Here is a 21,554-nt window from a genome sequence, read left to right as displayed (position 1 = left end):
CTTCACATGTCAAAATATACGACGCTATATCAACACGGAACGCTAGCGTTATTGGTACCAGGATTGCTTGATGGCACCATTACGATGGGTGATTTGCTTAAAAAAGGCGATACTGGGATCGGTACCGGCGAAGGGTTAGATGGGGAACTCATCATTCTTGACGGCAAACCTTATCAAGTTAATGCAGAAGGAAAGGTTACCGTGGTTTCTGACAAGTTTACGTTGCCGTTTGCCAATAGTCATTTTGCCCGTTACGCACCCTTGGCAGAATTGGAAAATGTGGATCAAGATGATCTCAATAAGCAGATGCTTTCGTTGAGCCGGGCAGAAAATACGTTCTTCTCGCTGAAAGTGACGGGTACGTTTGCGGACATCAAGACCCGGGCAGTATCGAAATCTAAGCAGCCATACAAGTCGTTGGCTGAGACCGCTAAAAATCAGAGCATTTTTACGCGTGATAAAGTGACGGGCACCTTAATCAGTTATTACTCGCCGCAACTCTTTAACGGTGCGGCTGTGGGTGGCTTTCATCATCATTTTATTTCTGATGACCACAAGTTTGGCGGCCACGTGCTTGATTTTCGCCTGGTAAAGGGCGAGGTGGGCTACCAATTGTTTGATACCTTGGAACAACATTTACCCGTTAATAACAAGGCCTATATGGCACATGATTTTACGCAGGATGATATTGCTGGCAGCATTCAGGCTTCGGAATAAAGGCGTATCGAACGGTTCTATCTCCAGATAAGCGTGGCATTTTAGCTTCAAAACTTACTTAATTGTTAGTAAAACTAATTTTTATATTAGTAAAAAATAACCTTCATTTCAAACGCTGAAATGAAGGCTTTTTTGTGCTTACTTTTAATTTATTTGTAAGATAAATATAGTTTATGGTTGATTTGTACGGATAAATGCTTTAATATATCACCTTGTAAGCGCTGCATGATTTCTAAATAGGTCGTTGTAATGAGAATGGTGATTTATGTAAGCGTTGTTAGAGTAGCGGTTTTGAGCTGATGTTAACATAAGAAATTTATTAACAGATTTGTCTGATTTGTTATGCAACCCCTTTCAACCCTTTCGAAATGGGAAACAGGAATGAATGGTCAGTAGATTTTTAATGGAGGAGATTGAGAATGGAAAAGGTTGTCGCAAAAGAAAAGAAGATTTCAAGCAGCTTTATTTATTTCTTTGGGTCATTTGGTGGAATTCTGTTTGGTTACGATATTGGTGTTATGACTGGCGCCCTGCCATTCTTGCAGACCGATTGGGACTTGCAAAACAATGCCACGGTTGTTGGTTGGATCACTTCGGCAGTGATGTTAGGAGCGATTTTTGGTGGTGCCATTGCTGGTCAGTTATCTGATAAATTGGGCAGAAAAAAGATGATCCTCTTGTCGGCAATCATCTTTATGATTGGGTCGCTTCTTTCAGCACTCTCCCCCAATGATGGTCAATATTATTTGATCGCGGTAAGGGTGTTCCTAGGACTTGCTGTCGGGGCATCTTCAGCTTTAGTGCCAGCTTATATGTCCGAAATGGCACCCGCTAAAATGCGAGGGCGACTGACCGGAATTAACCAGACGATGATCGTTTCGGGGATGTTACTTTCATACGTCATGGACTTTGTATTGAAGGGGTTACCAGAAAACCTTGCTTGGCGATTGATGCTTGGCTTGGCTGCGGTACCAGCTTTGGTATTATTTGTGGGCGTGTCATTCTTACCAGAGTCGCCCCGCTTCTTAGTTAAAAGTCATCGGGTTGATGACGCTCGGACGGTTCTAGGTTATATTCGGGATAACGATAATGAAATTGATAGTGAGTTAGCCCAAATTCAACAGACCGCTTCAGAAGAAAAGAACGTCGCCAAAGCAACGACTTGGGGAACCGTCTTTAGTGGTAAATACCGCTACTTGGCGATTGCCGGGATTGGGGTTGCAGCCTTTCAGCAGTTCCAAGGGGCCAACGCGATCTTCTACTATATTCCACTGATTGTTGAAAAAGCGACTGGTGCAGCAGCAAGCTCTGCCTTGATGTGGCCAATTATACAGGGGATTCTCTTGGTAATTGGTTCGTTGGTCTTCTTAGCAATTGCTGATAAATTTAAACGAAAAACGTTGCTGATCTTAGGTGGCTCTGTAATGGGACTCTCATTTATTCTCCCAACGGTTATCAAGTTGTTGATGCCAAGTGCAAGTCCAATGATCATCGTTGCCTTCCTGAGCCTTTACGTTGCTGCCTATTCATTTACTTGGGCACCATTGACCTGGGTAATCATTGGCGAAGTCTTCCCATTGGCTATTAGAGGCCGGGCATCCGGAGCTGCTTCATCAGCTAACTGGATTGGCTCATTTGCGGTAGGATTGTTGTTCCCAATTATGACCGCCACCATGCCCCAAGATGCAGTCTTCGCAATCTTTGGCGTCATCTGCCTGCTGGGTGTTTGGTTCGTAAAGGTTTGTGTCCCAGAGACGAAAGGTCGGAGCTTGGAAGAAATTGAGGATGAAGGAACGAGAAAGTAAGTTTGGGAGTAAGCCACTTTTAACGTTATTAATATAAAAAATTATTTATTTTAAATGAAAGCAGCGGTGAATAATGGGGAGTATCCTCGTTATTCATCGCTGCTTTTGTGTTGCTCAATTTAGAAAAGTAAAAAAGTTCCTGACATCAGGTGTTGGTAACTGAAACTTGATAATCATATGGAAGAGGTGTGGTTATTGGCTTTTGGCAAAAAATAAATGCAGTCTTTGTAAGTAATGAATGAACGTAAAAACAATTTAAGATCCAATTCAGACAGAATCCGAAAAACGTTATCGGTTCCTAACTGGACTGGATCTTAGATTGTTTTTAGTGACTTTCAGCATTTCTTAAAATCCATTTAAAGGTCGTCCCCATTTGACATAATAACTTGTCGATACCAATCAAAGGAAGCCTTTTTAGATCGATTAAGCGTGCCGCGTCCCTGATCATCTTTGTCGACATAGATGAGGCCGTAGCGCTTCGACATTTCACCTGTCCCGGCAGAAACTAAATCGATACATCCCCAGACTAAGTAACCGAGTACTTGAATGCCATCGACTTGGGCAGCCAATTTCATTTGTTTAATGTGATCTCGCAAATAGTTGATTCGATAGGTATCATTAATTTGACCGTTTTTAGCCACTGTATCAACCGCGCCCAAACCGTTTTCGACAATGAACTGGGGCATTTGCGGGAAACGGTCTTGGAGCCAGTTCATCACGTATCGCAATCCGGTTGGATCAATTTGCCAGCCCCAGTTTGAGGTTGGCAGGTATTGATTAGACTTGAAATCGGCCGCTTCGTCATAATGGTAGTCATCGCCGCTGCCAGCCCCACTAACGACATAAGACATGTAGTAACTAATCCCAATGTAATCAACCGTTCCTGCGGCCAGTGTCTGTAGATCTTCAGATGTGATATCAAGGTCAAAGTGGTGCGCTTGGACAAATTGTTGCCACCAGGCTGGGTAGTGACCGTTAACGTGAACGTCGGCATACCAATAACGCGACTGCATTGCCCGCTCAGCCTTCATAATATCTTCTGGCCGGGATGATTTTGGGTAAATTGGAATCATTGAAACCATGCAGCCAATCTGAAACGCTGGATTAATTTCATGGCCAATTTGAACGGCTAGCGCACTTGCAACCAGTTCATAGTGAGACGCTTGGTAGACGATTCGTTCTCGGTCATCAGTGGCTACTGAACTGCTTAGAATCCCAGAATTGGTAAAAATCGCAAAATCACTTTTGTAGTTTGCTTGATTATTGATTTCATTAAACGTCATCCAATACGTCACTTTAGTTTTATAGCGGTTAAATACCGTTTTACAAAATCGAACATAAAAATCAATTAGTTTGCGATTTGACCAGCCACCGTATTTCTCTACCAAGTGATAGGGCATTTCAAAATGAGACAGGGTCACAATCGGCTCAATGCCATATTTTAAGCATTCATCAAACAGATGGTCATAGAAAGCTAATCCCGCTTCATTAGGTGTTTGTTCGTCACCATTTGGGAAAATTCGTGTCCACGCAATTGAGGTTCGAAAGGCTTTAAAGTGCATCTGGGAAAGGAGCTGAATGTCGTCAGGATATCGATCAAAAAAATCAATTGCTTCGTGGCTTGGGTAGGTTGCGCCGGGTAAAACGCCGTTAGTAATTTGTCTAGGGGTGTCCTTATTACCCCCCGTCATGACATCGGCGATGCTAACTCCCTTACCACCAGTTTGCCAAGCGCCCTCAACTTGATTAGCCGCAACGGAACCACCCCATAAAAAGTTGCTGTTTAATTCTTTCAAGTGGCTACCTCTCAATCTTGTGGATCCTTTAAATGAAGCATAATCACAAAGTCTTTGTCATCTGGTAACTGGCTTTCCGGCATGTTGTAAAATAAGTCGTTTTTAAAGGCTTCTGCTTGCCATGGCGTCTCAAGAGAAATATCGGCGCCGGTATCCAATCGCTGACCATAGTCAACTTTATTTGCTAAGCCTTCAAACCGGATTGGCCCAATGCCCCGTTCGAAAATATGGGCATACAATTTATCGCCATTTTGGGTATACCAGCCCCAGTCTGGCTTTTCTTCAATAAACGAGTTGGTGCAGCCGACAATCGATTCCTGGTTGATCGTCATCCAGTCAGCTAGGTCACTTAAAATATGATCTGCTTCGGATGAAAAAGTACCTTTTGCACTGGGCGCCACGTTGATAATTAAGTTACCGTTCTTGCTGACACATTCTACGAGGGTGTAGATGAGCGTTCTAGCATCTTTGTAATTATGATCCTGGGCAACAAATCCCCAGTGGTCATTAATTGTAATGCAAGCTTCCCAAGGAACTAATTTCCCTTGATCAGTTTTGATGGTTTTGGGCGGAATGATTTGTTCGGGTGACGTATAATCCCCATATTTAATTTCATTCACTTCGCTACTGATATTATTAATGGACAACCGGTTATTAATGACGACGTTTGGCTGTAATTCCCGGACCATCTTAATAAGCTCATCAGCGTGCCAAACACTGTCGGTCATTGCCGGCAGCCCGGAATCGGGTTCGTTTTCGTATGAAAAATCTAACCAGAGATTATTGATTTCGCCATAGTTGGTCATTAATTCCCGCACCTGCCCGTGCAAGTATTTCAGGTAGTTGTCAAAATTCTTAGGAACGTCTTTTCGACTGAGATTGTGACGGTTGGGCGCAAAGATATCACCATATTCTGGGAAATCTGGGTGATGCCAGTCTAGTAATGAGTAGTAGATACCAACTTTTAGCCCAACTGACCGAAACGCTTCAATATATTCCCGAACCAGATCACGGCCGATCGTGTGAGCCGTTGAATAGTCCGTTAACTTGCTGTCAAACAGGCAGAAGCCATCATGGTGCTTAGCGGTCATCACCGCGTATTTAAATCCAGCTTTCTTGGCTTTTTTGGCGATTTCTAATGGCTCAAAGTCGACTGGGTTAAATTGGTCGACATATGGCTGGTAATCTTCAATGGTTAGCTGTTTGGTAGAGCGAACCCATTCACCACCGTCTGGTTCGGAAGCAACTGAATAGGCGCCAAAATGCATGAATAAGCCAAAGCGGTCGTGCGTAAAGTTTTCTAATCTTGTCATTTTTATTCCCACCTAACTAATTGATTTTTGCTTTTGACTGAAATAGATATAGATCAAGTAAATGATGCCAAAAATCGTCCAGACAACGCCAGCAAATGTTAACGAGAAACCGGAGCTGAAATTATGGAATAACTTGCTAACGAAGGCGTTGTAGTATGGTGAAATCAAATAGGCCAAGTTAATTCCCATGACGATGATTGACGTACTGAGTGTTACGGAACCTTCTGGAGATTGATCAGCCATCATACTGGTTAAATGAGGGTTTAGTATGCCCCAGAAGAACCCGGCGATCACGATGAAGACAACCATCCAAGTTAAGTTTTGATTTAACAATGCAATGATTAATGAAATACCGGCGATAATAGCACTAATGGCTGTTGTGTACGCTTTCAATAATTTGAAAATATATTTATAAGCGATTCCCGCTACAATTGAAGTGGCCGTTAACACACTAAAGACAAAGCTTGCGGCACTTGCATCCCCGATATGATTGTTAACGATATAATCGGCTAACTTAATAAAAATTGTGCTGTAAGCAAGCGTGATAACCAAGAATATGAGGGCGTAGATAGTAATTGCGAGATTCGTTCGTTGCTTGGCTTTTACTTCACCTGATTTGCTCATAATACTGTAGTGATCAAACTTCTTAGGCATAAAGAAGAGAATCATACTAAACGGAATGAGCAACGTTAGAAATACGCCAAAGGTAAGGTGCCAACTAATTTTAAGAAGAACCCCAGCAATTAAAAGCATTGCGGTATCTCCTAGTGACATGACGGCGTTTCGATACCCTAACAGGGCGTTTGACTCGTCTTTATCGTATAGGTCAAGGATGTAAGAGACTGTCAGTGGGGTGAATAACGATAACCCAACGCCTAACAAAATCCGTGACAGGATAACTGGAATATAGCTAATAACAAATACTGGCAGCAATCCACCAATGATTGCCAGCCCTAAACCGATTAAACTCAGTGATCGTTTACCGATTCCTTTTTCGATGTAACCACTTAACAATGGGACAAAAATACTGGCAAAACTAGGAATTGTAACAATTAATTCAACAGCCGTTGTCGGCATGTTAGAAAAGTGTCGTTGCATGAGTGGAATAGCACCACTAACGGCATTTGAACCGGAAATAATAAGTGAAAGTGACAATACTGTCAGCATGACAGAACGTTTATATTGTTCTCCTTTTTCCATGTTGATATCCTCCTAAAGAAAAGTGAGCGGAGCAAAACGCTTAGAAACTGGAACATAAGTCTCCTCTGACAGAAATCCCTGGTTTTGGGGGATTTTTGTCAGAGGTGCTTATGTGGAAGTTTCTGTTTTGCACAGCTGTCCTAAGAAAAGTGAGCGGATCCAGGCGGTTAGAAACCGGAGTATAAGTCTCCTTGGGCAGAAATTCCTGGGCTTGGAATTTTTGACCAAGGTGCTTATACGCAGGTTTCTGCCTGGAGGAGCTGTCCTAAAAGAAAAGTGAGCGGATCCAAGCGGTTAGCAATTGGTACGTAAGTCTCCTCCCGAAAGAATTCCTGGGTTTGGAATTTTTTCGGGAGGTGCTTACGTGCAGATTGCTGCTTGGAGGAGCTGTCCTAAAGAAAAGTGAGCGGATCCAGGCGGTTAGAAACCGGAGTATAAGTCTCCTTGGACGGAAATTCCTGGGCTTGGAATTTTTGTTCAAGGTGCTTATACGCAGGTTTCTGCCTGGAGGAGCTGTCCTAAGAAACCTGATCCTGCGCCCTCAGCAAGCTATACGTCGCCCCAATCAAGTTGGTCTGATTCCCGTAAGTGGAGGGCACAATTTGTGGGCGAACCAATGTCTTTTTCAAAACGGGTATCTCGTCTAAAATCGCGTCATATTGTTGGTTGATTGTTTGGGTCACAATCGGCTGGCTACTAATACCGCCGCCAATCACATAAGCTGACAAATCAACGACGGATTGAATGTTTACTAATAAATAAGCAATTTTCTTACAAAAACTTTCTAATAAATGAATTGCAATTGGATTCCCATCATTAATTATTTCAAAAACCTTTTGCCCGTTGTTTGAGTCACGAATGCCCAGGCTTTCGGCAATGGTGCTTACGAGTGAGACTGCAGAAGAATTATAGCCAATTAATCGGTCTTTTCCGGTCAAATGAAAGTCATTGACCATAAAGCTGAGTTCACTAGCCTGTTGGTGCTCACCATAAACTAAGTTGCCGTTGAGTGCGATACCGCCGCCGATTCCAGTGCCTAGGACAACTGCCCCACAATTTTGAACCTTTCTAAAAGCACTGCACCACATTTCGGCGAGTAGGTTAGCTTTACCATCATTTTCGACTTTAACCGCCAAGGCTTCTTTAACGTATTCTTTGATTAATCGTCCTAAGTTAACGCCATCCAAAAAGTCCAACGCACCGCCAAACGAAATGGTTCCTTCATCAACTTTCCCGGGGACACTGACTGCGACCCCGGCAACATCACTTTGATATTGACTGATAATTTTATAAATTGTTGCCAAAAAAGTGGTCAAATTTTGTTTGGGCGTGACAACCTTTGCATGATTCAGAATAGTTCCCGTGCTGGTTACCTCGCCATATTTGATATAAGTTCCGCCAATGTCGATGCTAAGATAGACCGTCAATTCATTCACCTCCCAACTTTTGTCACCATTATATTGGTTCAGGAGCTGTTTGCTTGTAATATCTGCTTCTAGTTTGTATTATGTTGGCTAAAAAGAAAGGGGTTACATTTTATGGCTGATTATCAATTACTGCTGGCTGAATTACGAAACTTTGTCGACTTAAGTATTATTGTTTGCAGGTTTGATGGCCAAATCATTCAGCAGTGGAAGCCAACTATGGCCAATAACTTTCCAAAGGCGTACCTAGCTAAAATCCAGCAAATCAAACAACCTGCAGCTGCCCGACTCTATATCATCTCGGCAAATGAAAATCTAAGTGTTATCCGCTATGATAGCGAACAAGTCTTTATTGTCCTCTGGTCCGTCTCCAAAAAAATGTCGATTGATAAAAACTTTGAAGATCACTTTACCGGCGTGAGTACGAACCACTTGATATCAATTACCAGATTTTTATACTATGGCTTATTTAACCGGTTCCCAGAAAATTTAAAACCGATCTCTGCTAGCAACACAATGGTCGCAACTAATCGGCAGCATGAATCAATCTTAGAATCGAATCAGGAAAATGGCATTTCACATAATAATTATTTCCTAGAAACGAACATGCTGGAATCAATTAAGAACGGTGACTTAGCTAAATTTGAAGTGAACCATGAGGCCTTTATCAAAAGTGGCTCGTATGGTCAATTGGTCATTGGAAATGAATTGCGCCAGAAAAAGGATCTGGCAATTACAGCCACCACGCTCTTTACTAGGGCGGCAATTCGAGGTGGCCTACCACCGGACGCGGCGTTTGCGCTCAGCGACAGTTGTATCCAAAAAATCGAAGCGGAAACGTTGATTGAAAGTGTCAATATGCTTATCAGAAAAATTGGTTATCTTTTTATTGAACGGGTCAGAAATCATGCTCAAAGGGCAAGTTCAATCCCAATTTACCTCGTGAAGGACTATATCTATAAACATCTTCACGAGCGTATATTATTAGTTGATTTAGCTAAAAGCGTTAATTGTTCGGTTAGCTACCTATGTAAGTCGTTTAAAAAAGAGACCGGGATGACGATTAGTAATTACATTGCGCAACAGCGAGTTGGCGAGATTGAAAGTTACCTGATTTTTACCCAAAAGAGCCTCACGGAAATTGCGATTGACTTAGGCTTTCACGATTTGAGTTATCTAACGAAAACCTTTAAAAAAGTGGATACCATTTCACCTACTCAGTTTAGGAGTAAGTATCGCTTTTATTAGAGTGCGAAACCAAGCGATTAGAAAGTGGAGCCTAAGCCAGGCCGTTCAGAAATCATGGGCTTGGATTTTTGAACGGCCTGGCTTAGGTGCAGCTTTCTGCTTGGTGTAGCACGTTTTTGCTATGTCACAAGTAAATTCCCGGGGTTGGAACTTTTCTCCGAGGTGCTTACGCACAGATTGTTGCTTGGAGGAGATGTCCGTCAGAAAAGCGAATGTCATATTTTAATTGAAAGGATCCTGCAAAGCTATTATTTTTGGGCATACTAGCATTGTAGGATCCTTTTTTAATCTAATTTTCTCAAGCGCCATCCCTAAACCCGCCGTGTATTCAAAAATACGGTAATCAGCCAAATAACCCCCAATATGATCCCTGCAAGTCCAATGAGCAGGACGATAACAAAGTCATAAAATGGCATCATTAAGAAGATCACGCCAAGGCCGTTAGAGACTAGCCCGCAAATGGTTAAAAGGATTTCCAACGTTACCCAAAGAGCATGGTGGGGGAATGGATGAAATCTTAAGAAGGTAGCAGCCAGAGTAGCGATTATTTCGGTCAGTATTAATATGTATAGTAAATATTCATGCCAGATACTCATGCAATTCCCTCCTTACAAAATAATATCTGCTATTGGCAATGGCGAAAACCATCACTGATAGCAGATATTTTTCCTTGCTAACATTTGAAATGATTCGTTTACTTCAACAGTGCTTTAATAACCGCTTCACCGACATCGGTTGCAGAATTGGCGTTTTGGCCGGTAATTAGCCGATCGTCAACAACTACGTGGGATTTAAACGCTTCCCCCTTTTCAAAATGAGCGCCGGCCTTTTTTAGTTCGTCTTCTGGTAAAAATTCAACGTCGTTGGTTAAGCCGTTTAAGGCTTCTTCATCGTTGGTAAAGCTGGTTAAGTTCCGGCCATTGACGAACCGTTTACCATCCGTTGACCTAATGGCAAGTAACGCCGACACCCCGATACAATTAGCGGCAATGATGCCCGTGTTGTTGTATATTGTTGACGCAATACTGGCTAAGTCCTTGTTATCTGGAAAGTCGGTCATTGCGCCGTGACCACCAGCAAAGTAAATGACTTGATAGTCAGCTGGATTGATATCGGTTGGGGCTAATGATTGAGCCAGATGGGTATTTCTAAATGGATCATCTAAGTAAAATTGCCAATCAGTTTGGTCCATCGCTTCTGGCGCTAAGCTCAATGGATCAATCGGCACATAGCCCCCCTCTGGACTTGCGTAGTCGACATCAATGCCATTTTCTTGCATGACTTGGTTAAAGTGCGTAACTTCTCGCAACCAAATACCGGTTGCCTTGTACAACTTCTTAAACTTTGAATTGTTAGTTACAACGATTAGTGCCTTTGTCATCTATTGAATTACCTCATTTCTCAACTCGTTTGTAACTTCCCCTGCACCTATATTACTACATTATCAATATTAATGATTTTAAAAGAGGGATTGTGAGAGAAGGCGAAACTATGTTAACCTGGATAGTAACTGTTCATGGGGTTGAGATATCAGTTCTATCCCCATTTGTGACAGTTATTTTAAAGGACTATCACATTGATAAAACGTGCTGCACCAAGCAGCATCTACTCATAAGCACCACAACCGTAAATCCAAGCCAAGGATTTTCAGTTAAGGAGACTTATGAACTGATTTAGCCCCTTGGTTTCGCACTCAGGTGACAAACCATAATTCAATAGGAGGAACACATGGCAGATACAATCTTGAACGTTGAACATCTGAACAAGAATTTTGGTTCCAAGCAGGTCTTGAAGGATGTTTCATTCTCAGTCCAAACAGGACATATCGTTGGGTTAGTTGGCCCAAACGGTGCTGGTAAATCAACAATTATGAAGGCTGTTTTAGGTCTATTTAATTATGCTAGTGGCAAAATTACGATTGATGGCGACTCAGTTTCCCCAACTAGCCATAAGGCGATGGATAAAGTAGGGGCTTTGATTGAATATCCGGGTATCTACCCATTCTTAAGCGGGATGCAGCATCTGAAACTATTTTCAAAGGATGCAACGAGCCAGGACCAAATTGATGATATTGTCGATAAAATGAAGATGACTTCCTATATCAACCGCAAGGCAAAAAACTATTCACTTGGTATGAAGCAGAAGTTGGGGATTGCGTTAGCCTTAGTTAACCGGCCTAAATTTGTGATTCTGGATGAGCCGATGAATGGGCTGGATCCACAGGCTAATAAGGATTTACGAACGATCATTTTAGAACTTGCCAAGCAGGGCACGACCTTTTTGATTTCCAGCCACATTTTAAGTGAATTGGAAAAGCTGATCGATGACCTGGTCGTGATTGATAAGGGGCAAATTGTGTATACGCAAAGCATGGCAGCCCTTGAAAGTGGCGGCAAGAAGCTATTGGTTGTTAAGACGTCGGATGATGCAAAAGCTAAAGACGTTTTGGCCCAAGGTGGTTATCAGCTTGATAAGGCGGCTGAAGTTAGTATCGTTGAAAAAGATGACACTAAGATGGCAGATGTTATTAAACTATTATCTGATAACGGTATCGATATCGAAGACGTTCAACACGTTCACAGCGACTTAGAAACGTCATTATTAGCCTTGCTGCGAAACGACAAAGTAAAGGAGTCATAGGATGATCACTTTAGTTAAACAAGAAATGTATAAGTTAGGCCATAAGAAAAGTACATGGGCAGTTTCAGTGGCTTTGTTAGTTATTATGACAATTTTTGCTGTCCTAAGTAAAACACATCCCAAGTATTGGGGCCAAAAGGATATGTTTGTAACGATGTATACGGGTGGCAGTTGGGTGGTTCTATTTTTGATTGCTGCCTGCAGTTCGATTATTGCGATGGAGTTCCAGTATGGCACGATCAAAGAATTACTCTACCGAAAGTATTACCGTGGCGAAATTTTGGTCAGCAAGTGGATTACGATGCTGATTTACTCGATTTATTTCTATTTAATCACTTTTGTTTATTCACTGTTGTTAAAGGTCGTCCTGTATAATGGCAGCTTTAAATTAAGTGATACTTATGCCAATAACCAAAGCATTATTCAATCACAATTTTTGAGTCTTATCGGTCAGTTTGTGTCAGTTTGGCTGGTTTTGAGCTTAGTGTTATTATTGGCAAACATCTTTAAGAGTACTGCCGCTGCAATTTCAATTGGTATCATCGGCTACTTTGCGTTAAGCGTTGTTTCGGGATTGATGTTCGTGTTGATGCAGAAGTGGAACTGGCTGAAGTGGAACCCATTAAATATGATGAACCTACCAGCTCAGTTAACATCAGATACGTATCATAAAATGACGTTATTATCGACACCGGAGATGGTGTGCGGTAGCTTGGTTTATACGGCAATCTTTATGGCAATTAGTTATGTGGTGTTTAAGAGGAGAAGCGTATAGTGAGCGTAGCAAAGCGGTTAGGGATCGGAGCATAAGTCTCCACAACCAGAAATCCACGGGCTTTGGGGATTTCTGGTTGTGGTGCTTATGTGTAGATCCCTGCTTTGAGAAGCGATCCTAATCTGTATAAGCGAGTACGATCACTATGTTGCAAGAAACAGGACCGACTAGATCGGTTAAATTCCCGGGCTTGGATTTTTTCTCATAGGTGCCTTACGCACAGGTTATTGTTTTTCGGAGCGGTCCTAATCTTAGGCAGCCTAGAATAACTCAATGTCTAGGACCAAAACCAAGATCACAAATAATTTTTTGGATAAACGGATTAAATAGAAGCATGTTTTATAGATTTACATTAGGAGGTCCATTTAAAATCCCACTCTGGATTTTAAATGGACCTCCTTATATCGACTGAGCTGCTTCCAATGTTCCGAAATCACCGTGCTATGTTATGATAAAAATGCCTAATTTGTTAGGGCAGCTGCGTCAGGCAGAAACCTGCGGATAAGCACCATCAATAAAAATTCCAAACCCGGGAATTTCCATTGATGGCACTTTATCCACTGGTTTCTAAGTGCTTTGCTCCGCTTACTTATTTAGGACAGCTCCTCCAAGCAGGGTTCTGCACATAAGCACCACCATCAAGAATCCCAGGATCAGGGATTCCTGATGGTGGAGACTTATGTTCCGATCCCTAACCGCTTGGATCTGCTCACTAGGGGGACGATTAACGATGCTTGGAAAGCCACTACTACGACAGTCGATTCGGAATTTTTTTAAAAGTTGGGGTGCCTATGTTACTTTAGTGATCATGATGGATCTGGTATTGAGTGGTTTAATCGTGCCGCTGCTACGATACGTTACCGGCCTTATTCTGCGTAGCAACCAGGTCCCCTATATCTCGTATATAAACGTGGGCTGGCTGTTTACTCAAAAGCCACTGGCAATAATCGAATTAATTGGATTGTTAATCATCTTATTTGCGTTAGTATTTTGGCAATTTGCTTTTCTACTTTATGGGATTGATAACATTGCCCATCAGCAAAACCTCAGCCTTTGGCGGGTAGCTGGTAACGCAGTTCATAATATGCGTCAGCTTCGTTTTGGCAGCTTTCTTTTTTTCTTAGGGTATTTTATTTTAGTTCTCCCGTTCTCTTATGCTTACTTCAGCTCACCGCTGTTAGCTAAAGTTTCTATTCCAGTATTCATCATCGATGACTTGCAGCAAAGCCCTTGGTTAAGCGCATTAATCGCAATTTTGACCGTTACTATTTTCTACATAGGAGTTCGACTGATTCAAGTTTTACCGCTTATGATTTTGGATAATCAAACAGGGTTTGCGGCCGCAAAAAACAGCTGGCTTATGACCCGGCGACGATCCTGGCAGTATTTCTGGCGTTTACTTGTTCTCGGAGCGATTAGTCTGGTAACAACAGCGCTTCTTTCATATGGTCTATACGTTATTCAAACGTTTCTGGATGATCAATCAAGAAGTGTTGCGTTTGTCGGCGCAGTTTTAAATATGGGGATATTAACGATTTGGCAGCGATTAATTGCGTCCTTTAGCGTGGTGGTTTTCATGCTGATGCTAACATCGGTTGTTCAACGGAATAACCATCAAAAAAAGTTACCAAATAATAACTTACCTCACAGGAGAAAATTAGCCCGGCGGTTCCTGGCTTCTGGCTTAGTTGTGGGATTTCTAGTTGCGATTATCGCTTTTAACGTTGTTTATTTGCAAGGCAGTCTTTTGACCAAACCCTTGACGATCTCTCATCGTGGTGTCGACAACCAAAATGGTGTTCAAAATACAATTCCTGCCCTCAATCGGACAAGTAAGGAAAAGCCTGATTACGTTGAAATGGATATCCATGAAACCAAGGATCATCAGTTTGTGGTGATGCATGACGAGAATTTGGAAAAATTAGCGAACGTTGACGCCGCCCCTTATCAGTTAACATTAAAACAATTAAAGCACCTTGAAGTCCACGAGAATGGCTGGACGGCTCATATTGCCAGCTTCAACGATTATTTAAGCGCTGCTGAGCGGGATCATCAGAAGCTATTAGTTGAAATTAAAACGACCAATCACGATAGTGCTAATATGCTACGCTTATTTATTGCGCGGTATGAAACGCGGCTACTAAGAGATCATGACCGTATTCACTCCTTGAATTACAATGTCATTAGCGGCTTAAAACGCCGGGCGCCTAAATTATTTGTGAGTTACATCTTACCGTATAATTTTTCGTTTCCAGAAACCAAAGCCAATGCCTACACAATGGAAGAAACAACGCTGAATGAACAATTCGTTAACCAGGCGCATCGTCATCATCAGCAGGTTTACGCTTGGACTGTTGATGACCAAGATGACATGGTCAGAATGTTATTTCTGAACGTTGATGGCATTATTACAGATGATTTAGGTGAGCTCAAAGCAACCATTAACGAAAATTTTGATCACCCGAGCTATGCGCAGCGGCTATTGATTTATTCAAATGAACTGCAAGATGAAACTACTAATTGATGATGAAGTAATAGTTAGCAGGACAGCTGTGCAAAGCAGAGATCTGCGCGTAAGCATCTATCAAGAAAATTCCAAGCCCGGGAATTCTCTCGATAGGAGACGACTTACCCTCCGATCTCTAATCGCTTTGCTCCGCTCACTTATCCATTGGGGGATGAACAAACCATGACATTTTATACCTATCACTATTTAAATACGTCCCAAGGTAACTGGCAGTATGCCCGGATTATTGTTCTGAGTATTCTGGCGCTAATCTTCATGATCTTTTTAATTCACTACCTACGGAATAGGTTGGACGTCAAGTACAAAGATTTAAGTATTATTGTTGGCACGCTGCTTTTGTTAATTTTGGCAATGCAATACGATGATTTCAGTTCGATGCAGTCAGCAACTAAACAAACCGGTCAAATTACGACCGTGGTTAAGGAATCCGCTGCCCGTCTCAAGATTTCCCCAAGCCGGGTCAGTATCAATTCGACGAGTCAAAACGCGAACTTGATGATCAAAACACCTAAGGGATTTTACCGTATTGATTACAATTCCGATGGGACCCAATTTGTCTTAGAAAAGGTTGCGCTTCACGATCCAAATAACGTTACTGTTAAGGGGGAATCCTAATGTTTACATATTCTGATGTGTTGTTAAAGTTAATCGTTGGTTTCTTATTTATTACCATCCTAATTAACGTCACCGGCAAAGGAAACCTGGCCCCAACTTCCGCGATGGATCAGCTGCAAAACTACGTCCTTGGTGGCATTATTGGTGGGGTGATTTATAATCCTGCCATTACAATGGCCCAATTTTTGGTAATCTTGCTGCTGTGGGCGTTGCTCATTATGGTGACTCGTTATCTGAAGACTCACATCCACTGGTTTGGTAAATTTATCGAAGGCGAACCGATTACGATTGTCAGAAATGGTAAGATGCTGGTTGAAAATTGTTTGAAAGCTAATTTATCAGCCAAGGATGTTGACTTTAAGCTACGAACTGCCGGTGTTTACGACATCAGTCAGGTGAAGCGGGCAATTGTGGAACAAAATGGTTCGTTAACCGTTCTCAACCAGGGCGAGGGTAGTATCCGGTACCCAGTAATTGTCGATGGTCAAGTTGATCCCGACGTGTTAGATCTGATGGAAAAAGATGAAAATTGGTTAGCAGCCGAACTCAAAAAGCAGAAGATCGATAGTATAAGGGATGTGTACTGGGCAACGTACCGCGATGGTCAATTAACGGTGGCGAAGTTCGCATCGAAATCTTAAAGTGAGCGGAGCAAAGCGGTCAGAGTGCGGAACCAAGCGGTTAGAGACTGGAGCCTAAGTTTTCTCCGCCAGAAATCCTGGTTCTGGATTTTTGGTGGAGAAGGCTTAGGTGCAAGTCTCTGCTTGGTGTAGCACGTTTCCACCACCTCAAATTCTGGGGCCAAAATTTCCCCCAAGGTGCCTACAAGGAAGTCCCTGCCTAAAGGACCTGTCCTAAGCCAAAATAAAATTAACGAGATTTTGAATCCTGATTTTGATTACCATTAAAATAGCCTGTGAATCACTAATCAAATTATTATGAATAAATGCTGATTTAACGCGGCATTCGTGATTATACTTAATGTTTTATGCAATAATTGTTGTAGTTCTCATTGACTTCTTACAAATATGATATATTATTAACACTAATCTTTACTGGAACTTTGTGATGGTCATTACAGGTTGCCAGTATAAAATTTAACCGCCGCGGAGGGATCATTTATATGGAATTAGATGAAATTAATCCAAATGTCTTAAACGTTAAGCCGTCTGCCATGAGAAAATTTGATCATGACATTAGTTCTGATCCAGATATCATTAAGTTAACTTTGGGTGAACCCAATTTTGACGTGCCGGATCATATTAAGAAGGCCGCAATTGAGGCGATCAACACCAATTGCTCCCACTACCCTTATTATTGGGGCTTTCAAGATTTACGGGAAGCGGCGTCGACGTATTATCGAGACAAGTTTGGTTATCATTATTCCGCGGATGAGATTGTCGTTTCCGTTGGGGCAACTGAAGCACTGGCATCGACCGTTAAGACGTTGTTTAAACCAGGAGATGCCGTGATTATTCCGACACCGGCATATCCGCTTTATGAAGCTTTGATGACGCTGAACCAAATCAAGACGATCTTTGTCGATACGAGTGACTCTGGCTTCGTTTTGACCCCAGAAAAAATTCAAAAGGCGGTTGATGATCATCCTGATTTAGCAGTTAAGGGCCTGATTTTAACCGATCCAAATAATCCAACCGGTGTTGCCTATACTGAAGCGCAAATTGCAGCTTTGGCACCTGTTTTGAAGCAGAATAAGATCTGGGTAATTAGCGATGAAATTTATGGTGAACTGACGTATGGTCAAAAGCACTACACGATTTCTAAATTATTGCCTGAACAAACAATTGTGACCAACGGATTATCTAAGTCCCATGCTATGACTGGGTGGCGCTTGGGATTCGTATTTGGGCCTCACCCATTCATTGATGAAATTGCCAAAACGCATCAATTTACCGTAACCGCGGCAGCTTCACTAGTGCAATATGCGGCTACCGAAGCCTTGACCCATGGGCAAAACGACGCGGCAGTGATGAAGAAGGAATACTTGAAGCGGCGGGACTTCGTGGTTCAAAATATGAGCGAAGCGGGCTTTGATGTTGTGCATCCAGGCGGCGCCTTCTACGTGTTCGCCAAGATTCCTGCTAGTCTCCAAATGGATAGCTGGCAATTTGTGAAGACGTTGGCTAAAGATTACCACATTGGCTTGATGCCAGGTGATCCATTTGGCGATAACGAATATATCCGCATTAGTTATGCAGCTAGTGATGATGCTTTAGCAGCGGCGATGAAGGCCGTTAAGCAGATGGTTAAGGATAAGAATACCGTGGCCGATCGCGCATAGGTGACGGCTTAGTAGTGAGGATTGAAGTGAACAACTAAACGTGAACTAAAAAATGGTTCAAAAATATCAGTCGCCAATCTCAGCATTCGAATTCAGAATGTCGTGAGTGGTGACTGATATTTTTATGAGCGCATTTTTTGGTTCTAGCCTAACAATCTAAACCGCTTCAACGGGCAGCTTCATACCCTTCCAGCCTTCTAATGCCCCAGCAAGTTCGAAAGCTTTAAAACCTGCTTTAAGTAAGATTAATAGTGCTTGTTTGCCTAAAATGGTGCCGCCGTTCCAATCATAAACAACATAGGTTTTGGCCTTGTCTAACGCATCAAGGTGAGCGGGCAGGTCCTTGGCAGGCATTGCGATTGCGCCCGCAATCTGATCTTGCTTAATTTGGCTAGGGGCATTTCTAATGTCTAAAACAACATAGTCAGAATCACCTTTTTTGGTGGCATTTAATACTTGCATCGGGCTGATGTAGAGACTCAAATACGTTTCTAGTAAGTTAATTTTATTGGTTTGCATGATGTTCTTCCTCCAATTTTTGAATCTTGTCTTTTGCTTTCAGTAGTTTCCGTAGTAGGTGAGAGAATTGGGTCATTTCCGTTGCACTAAAATCTTCAAATAACAGCGAAGATGAACGGTAGTTGTAAGGTAAAAAGGTTCTTAGCAACTGCTCACCAGCCGTTGTCAGTTGAATATACCTAACCCGTTTGTCTTCCGTCGATGAATGGCTCGTAACAAGATCTTGCTGCTGCATGCCTTTTAATAGTTTGCTGATAGTGGGTTTAGTTACGCCCAGCTTGGTGGCAATCTCAGATGGCAATAGGGCTTTGTCGTCCGCATAGAATAAAAACATTAAGATGATGAACCGAGATTCACTTAAATCAAAGCTCTCGACTAAGTGCTCATAGTTCTTTTCGATTTCTCGGTAAGTTAATTGAAAATCCAGAAAGAGATGAACGGCATCGGGCGAAACAGCCAGATTCAGCTCTGCGGCCATCTCCTTGATTCGCTGTTTGCTTGGGCGATCGACAAAATTATAATAACTCAAAACAGATTCCTCTTTTCATATAGTTAGCCGGCTAACTATATGAAGTATATCCCATCTTTGTATAAATGCAAGGGGAATTAATTTTTATTTTTAGAATTTTGGGTACAAAAAAAGCTAACGGAATTGATGCCGCTAGCTCTGACTTACTTTAAAGCCGATTGATAATTATTCTTTTAACGCTGGTTTTTTGATTGTTAGTGCAATTAAGAAGGCAACGATGGCAACAATCAAGGTGAACAGCAAACCAACATGGAAACCCGTAGTAAAAGCAACTTGACCACTTCCATTTGAAAGGTGTTGCCCAAATGCCAACAAACTCGTGGCAATGGCGGTTGCCATGGCGCCGATAATTTGCTGGAAGGTGTTCATGATCGTGCTGCCGTCACCAGAAGTGGCCTGATTGAGGGCGCCGAGGCCAAATGTTTGGGAAGGCGACATGGCTAATGGGGCGCCGACCATGATAACGATGTGACCAAGAATGACGTACCACATTGGTGAGGTCGCTTTTGCAAAAAGTAAGAGGATAATGCCAATGATGGTGACGCCATAGCCCATGGTGATCAACAGTTTAGGGCTGACTTGATCTGAGAATCGGCCAGCGATAGCGGAAACAATTGCGTTCACAATCCCACCGGGGAGCATCACGATTCCAGTTAAGGCAACTGGGATGGCGAGCCCATTTTGCCAAAACATTGGCAGCAGGTACATCGACGATAGGATGATAGCAAAGTCTAGCATAACTAAGATGGAGCCAACCGTGAATTGTTTGTTGGTGAATACCCGGAAGTTGAGAATTGGGGTCTTGGAGGTTACTTGACGGCGAATATACCAGGCTAACAAGATCACGGCAGCAACCAGGGTGCCAATGACTTCCATGGATGCCCAGCCAGCTTCACTAGCTAAGCTAACACCAGTAACCAGACCACCGAACCCGAGGGCCGACAAAATAATTGAGAACGTATCGACGTGGGGCTTGGTAACGTTACCGACGTTTGGCAGGTACTTGAAAGCTAAGTAGAAACCGATAAGTAAAAATGGCACAAATAGCCAAAAGATCCAGTGCCACGACAGCAGGCCAAGGATCATGCCGGCGAGGGTTGGACCAATCGCTGGCGCAAACATGATAACCAGGCCGATCATTCCCATTGCGGCTCCGAGCTTATACGGTGGGAAGATGAGAGTAGCAACAGTGAACATCAGCGGTAAGATTAGTCCGGTCGCGATTCCTTGGATCATTCGGCCAACGAGGAGGATGGCAAAATTGGGTGCTAATGCGGAAATGACGGCTCCAATAATAAAGTCTGTCAGGGCAAATAAAATGAGCTGTCTAGTTGAAAACCAACGTGAAAGCAAGCTAGACATAGGTAAGACAATTCCAATGACAAGCATGTAGCCGGTAACAAGCCACTGGATTGTGCCAAGACTGACGTGTAATTGGGCCATGAGACTTGGCAGGGCAATGTTGAGAGAAGTTTCAGAAAGCATCCCCACAAAGCCACCAATTAGCATGCCAATCATCGCTAGGAATGGTTTGGCAACGGGCTTGGCAGCACTGGGCTTCTTTTCTTGGGTGATGCTTTCGCTTGGATTGATTGTTTTTTCCATAAATAATTAATTCTCCTGTTCTAAATAAGTAGCATAGACACAATTGATTACATTACCATAAATAAACTTTCCTCGTAAGGATTAATTTTCAAGAATCTGTCTTTTTTTGAAAACAGTAAAATTGAAGCTTTCATTTTGAAAATAAAGTCGAAAATTAAACCGTAAAATGTATAAGTACATAAGCGTTTATTTTCTAAATAATTCCATTACAATTGAAGTAGTAATATAAATCTATGGTTGACTATATTATGAGTGAATAACTTAGGAACAGGAGCGACCCATATGAAACACAAAAAACTTTTCGTCACGGGGATTGGCCTCGCCGCCCTCATCGTTTATTTTCTAAAATCAATTGGTTGGTTTGAAGATGATTCGCATCTTTATGATGAATATGAAGCAAAGTAGGTTAGGACAGCTGCGCAAAGCAGAGATCTGCGTGTAATCACTACTAACCAAAATTCCAAAACTGGGTATTTGAGATCTTGGCAACATAGTGGAAATGTGCTACACCAGGCAGAAGCTTGCGCATAAGCACCTTT

General features: G+C 42.4%; 19 protein-coding genes. 10 read left to right on the top strand and 9 right to left on the bottom strand.

Annotated features, from left to right (window positions below; translation table 11 throughout):
* The first annotated feature begins 6 nt into the window (after window positions 1–6).
* Together budA and FC98_RS02685 are read left to right on the top strand one after the other, a co-directional pair.
* A complete protein-coding gene (budA, locus tag FC98_RS02690) occupies window positions 7–717 on the top strand; it encodes an acetolactate decarboxylase (RefSeq protein ID WP_008856617.1) in 711 nt (236 codons plus the stop codon).
* Window positions 718–1,136: 419 nt separating this feature from the next.
* Window positions 1,137–2,522: a sugar porter family MFS transporter gene (locus FC98_RS02685; RefSeq protein ID WP_054654490.1), complete on the top strand. Its 1,386-nt coding sequence runs from the start codon at window positions 1,137–1,139 to the stop codon at window positions 2,520–2,522.
* A 356-nt stretch (window positions 2,523–2,878) separates the two neighbouring features.
* Here FC98_RS02685 and FC98_RS02680 read toward each other — a convergent pair whose 3' ends face one another.
* From FC98_RS02680 to FC98_RS02665, 4 genes are all read right to left on the bottom strand, one after another.
* Window positions 2,879–4,318, bottom strand: coding sequence for a 6-phospho-beta-glucosidase (locus FC98_RS02680; protein ID WP_056949159.1), 1,440 nt, complete (start codon window positions 4,316–4,318; stop codon window positions 2,879–2,881).
* Between the two features lie 11 nt (window positions 4,319–4,329).
* Window positions 4,330–5,631, bottom strand: a complete 1,302-nt coding sequence (locus FC98_RS02675; RefSeq protein WP_056949158.1) for an alpha-L-fucosidase — start codon at window positions 5,629–5,631, stop codon at window positions 4,330–4,332.
* Window positions 5,632–5,643: 12 nt separating this feature from the next.
* Window positions 5,644–6,831, bottom strand: a complete 1,188-nt coding sequence (locus FC98_RS02670; RefSeq protein WP_056949157.1) for an MFS transporter — start codon at window positions 6,829–6,831, stop codon at window positions 5,644–5,646.
* Between the two features lie 518 nt (window positions 6,832–7,349).
* Window positions 7,350–8,258, bottom strand: coding sequence for an ROK family protein (locus FC98_RS02665; RefSeq protein WP_056949156.1), 909 nt, complete (start codon window positions 8,256–8,258; stop codon window positions 7,350–7,352).
* Window positions 8,259–8,369: 111 nt separating this feature from the next.
* On the opposite strand from FC98_RS02665, the gene FC98_RS02660 reads away from it, so the two are divergent.
* A complete protein-coding gene (locus FC98_RS02660; protein WP_056949155.1) occupies window positions 8,370–9,503 on the top strand; it encodes a helix-turn-helix domain-containing protein in 1,134 nt (377 codons plus the stop codon).
* 311 nt (window positions 9,504–9,814) lie between these two features.
* Here the strand turns inward: FC98_RS02660 and FC98_RS02655 are convergent, their stop codons facing one another.
* Window positions 9,815–10,099 carry a hypothetical protein gene (locus FC98_RS02655; RefSeq protein ID WP_008856230.1) on the bottom strand — a complete coding sequence of 95 codons (285 nt, stop codon included), beginning with the start codon at window positions 10,097–10,099 and terminating at the stop codon, window positions 9,815–9,817.
* A 98-nt stretch (window positions 10,100–10,197) separates the two neighbouring features.
* Window positions 10,198–10,884: a type 1 glutamine amidotransferase domain-containing protein gene (locus FC98_RS02650; RefSeq protein WP_056949154.1), complete on the bottom strand. Its 687-nt coding sequence runs from the start codon at window positions 10,882–10,884 to the stop codon at window positions 10,198–10,200.
* A 347-nt stretch (window positions 10,885–11,231) separates the two neighbouring features.
* Between FC98_RS02650 and FC98_RS02640 the strand changes: the two genes are divergently transcribed.
* The 6 genes from FC98_RS02640 (at window position 11,232) to FC98_RS02615 (ending at window position 18,362) form a co-directional block, all read left to right on the top strand.
* Window positions 11,232–12,143 carry an ABC transporter ATP-binding protein gene (locus tag FC98_RS02640; protein ID WP_008856227.1) on the top strand — a complete coding sequence of 304 codons (912 nt, stop codon included), beginning with the start codon at window positions 11,232–11,234 and terminating at the stop codon, window positions 12,141–12,143.
* A 1-nt stretch (window position 12,144) separates the two neighbouring features.
* Complete coding sequence (locus FC98_RS02635) at window positions 12,145–12,918, top strand: ABC transporter permease (protein WP_008856226.1); 774 nt, start codon at window positions 12,145–12,147, stop codon at window positions 12,916–12,918.
* Window positions 12,919–13,648: 730 nt separating this feature from the next.
* Window positions 13,649–15,442 carry a glycerophosphoryl diester phosphodiesterase membrane domain-containing protein gene (locus FC98_RS02630; RefSeq protein WP_008856224.1) on the top strand — a complete coding sequence of 598 codons (1,794 nt, stop codon included), beginning with the start codon at window positions 13,649–13,651 and terminating at the stop codon, window positions 15,440–15,442.
* 165 nt (window positions 15,443–15,607) lie between these two features.
* Window positions 15,608–16,060 carry a DUF3290 domain-containing protein gene (locus FC98_RS02625; RefSeq protein WP_008856222.1) on the top strand — a complete coding sequence of 151 codons (453 nt, stop codon included), beginning with the start codon at window positions 15,608–15,610 and terminating at the stop codon, window positions 16,058–16,060.
* Window positions 16,060–16,701 (top strand): DUF421 domain-containing protein, encoded by a 642-nt coding sequence (locus tag FC98_RS02620; RefSeq protein ID WP_054654477.1) that lies wholly within the window; start codon window positions 16,060–16,062, stop codon window positions 16,699–16,701. Before FC98_RS02625 ends, FC98_RS02620 begins: the two co-directional genes overlap by 1 nt.
* Before the next feature lie 482 nt (window positions 16,702–17,183).
* Entirely contained in the window at window positions 17,184–18,362 is a 1,179-nt protein-coding gene (locus FC98_RS02615) for an aminotransferase class I/II-fold pyridoxal phosphate-dependent enzyme (RefSeq protein ID WP_008856220.1), read from the top strand.
* A 156-nt stretch (window positions 18,363–18,518) separates the two neighbouring features.
* Here the strand turns inward: FC98_RS02615 and FC98_RS02610 are convergent, their stop codons facing one another.
* The 3 genes from FC98_RS02610 to FC98_RS02600 all read right to left on the bottom strand — a co-directional run bounded on the left by FC98_RS02610 (window position 18,519) and on the right by FC98_RS02600 (window position 21,015).
* Window positions 18,519–18,881 carry a rhodanese-like domain-containing protein gene (locus tag FC98_RS02610; RefSeq protein ID WP_054654475.1) on the bottom strand — a complete coding sequence of 121 codons (363 nt, stop codon included), beginning with the start codon at window positions 18,879–18,881 and terminating at the stop codon, window positions 18,519–18,521.
* Window positions 18,868–19,410 carry a MarR family winged helix-turn-helix transcriptional regulator gene (locus FC98_RS02605; protein WP_040471217.1) on the bottom strand — a complete coding sequence of 181 codons (543 nt, stop codon included), beginning with the start codon at window positions 19,408–19,410 and terminating at the stop codon, window positions 18,868–18,870. The genes FC98_RS02610 and FC98_RS02605 overlap by 14 nt, the downstream gene beginning before the upstream one ends.
* A gap of 165 nt (window positions 19,411–19,575) precedes the next feature.
* Complete coding sequence (locus FC98_RS02600; RefSeq protein ID WP_008856217.1) at window positions 19,576–21,015, bottom strand: DHA2 family efflux MFS transporter permease subunit; 1,440 nt, start codon at window positions 21,013–21,015, stop codon at window positions 19,576–19,578.
* Window positions 21,016–21,297: 282 nt separating this feature from the next.
* On the opposite strand from FC98_RS02600, the gene FC98_RS15310 reads away from it, so the two are divergent.
* The gene (locus FC98_RS15310) at window positions 21,298–21,420 is read left to right on the top strand and encodes a hypothetical protein (protein WP_008856216.1); all 123 of its coding nucleotides are present in this window, start codon (window positions 21,298–21,300) and stop codon (window positions 21,418–21,420) included.
* Window positions 21,421–21,554 lie beyond the last annotated feature (134 nt).

The organism is Lentilactobacillus kisonensis DSM 19906 = JCM 15041, from assembly GCF_001434135.1.
Classification (GTDB): Bacteria; Bacillota; Bacilli; order Lactobacillales; family Lactobacillaceae; genus Lentilactobacillus; species Lentilactobacillus kisonensis.
Note: the sequence above shows the minus strand (reverse complement) of the source record. Positions and strands in the feature narration are given on the sequence as shown.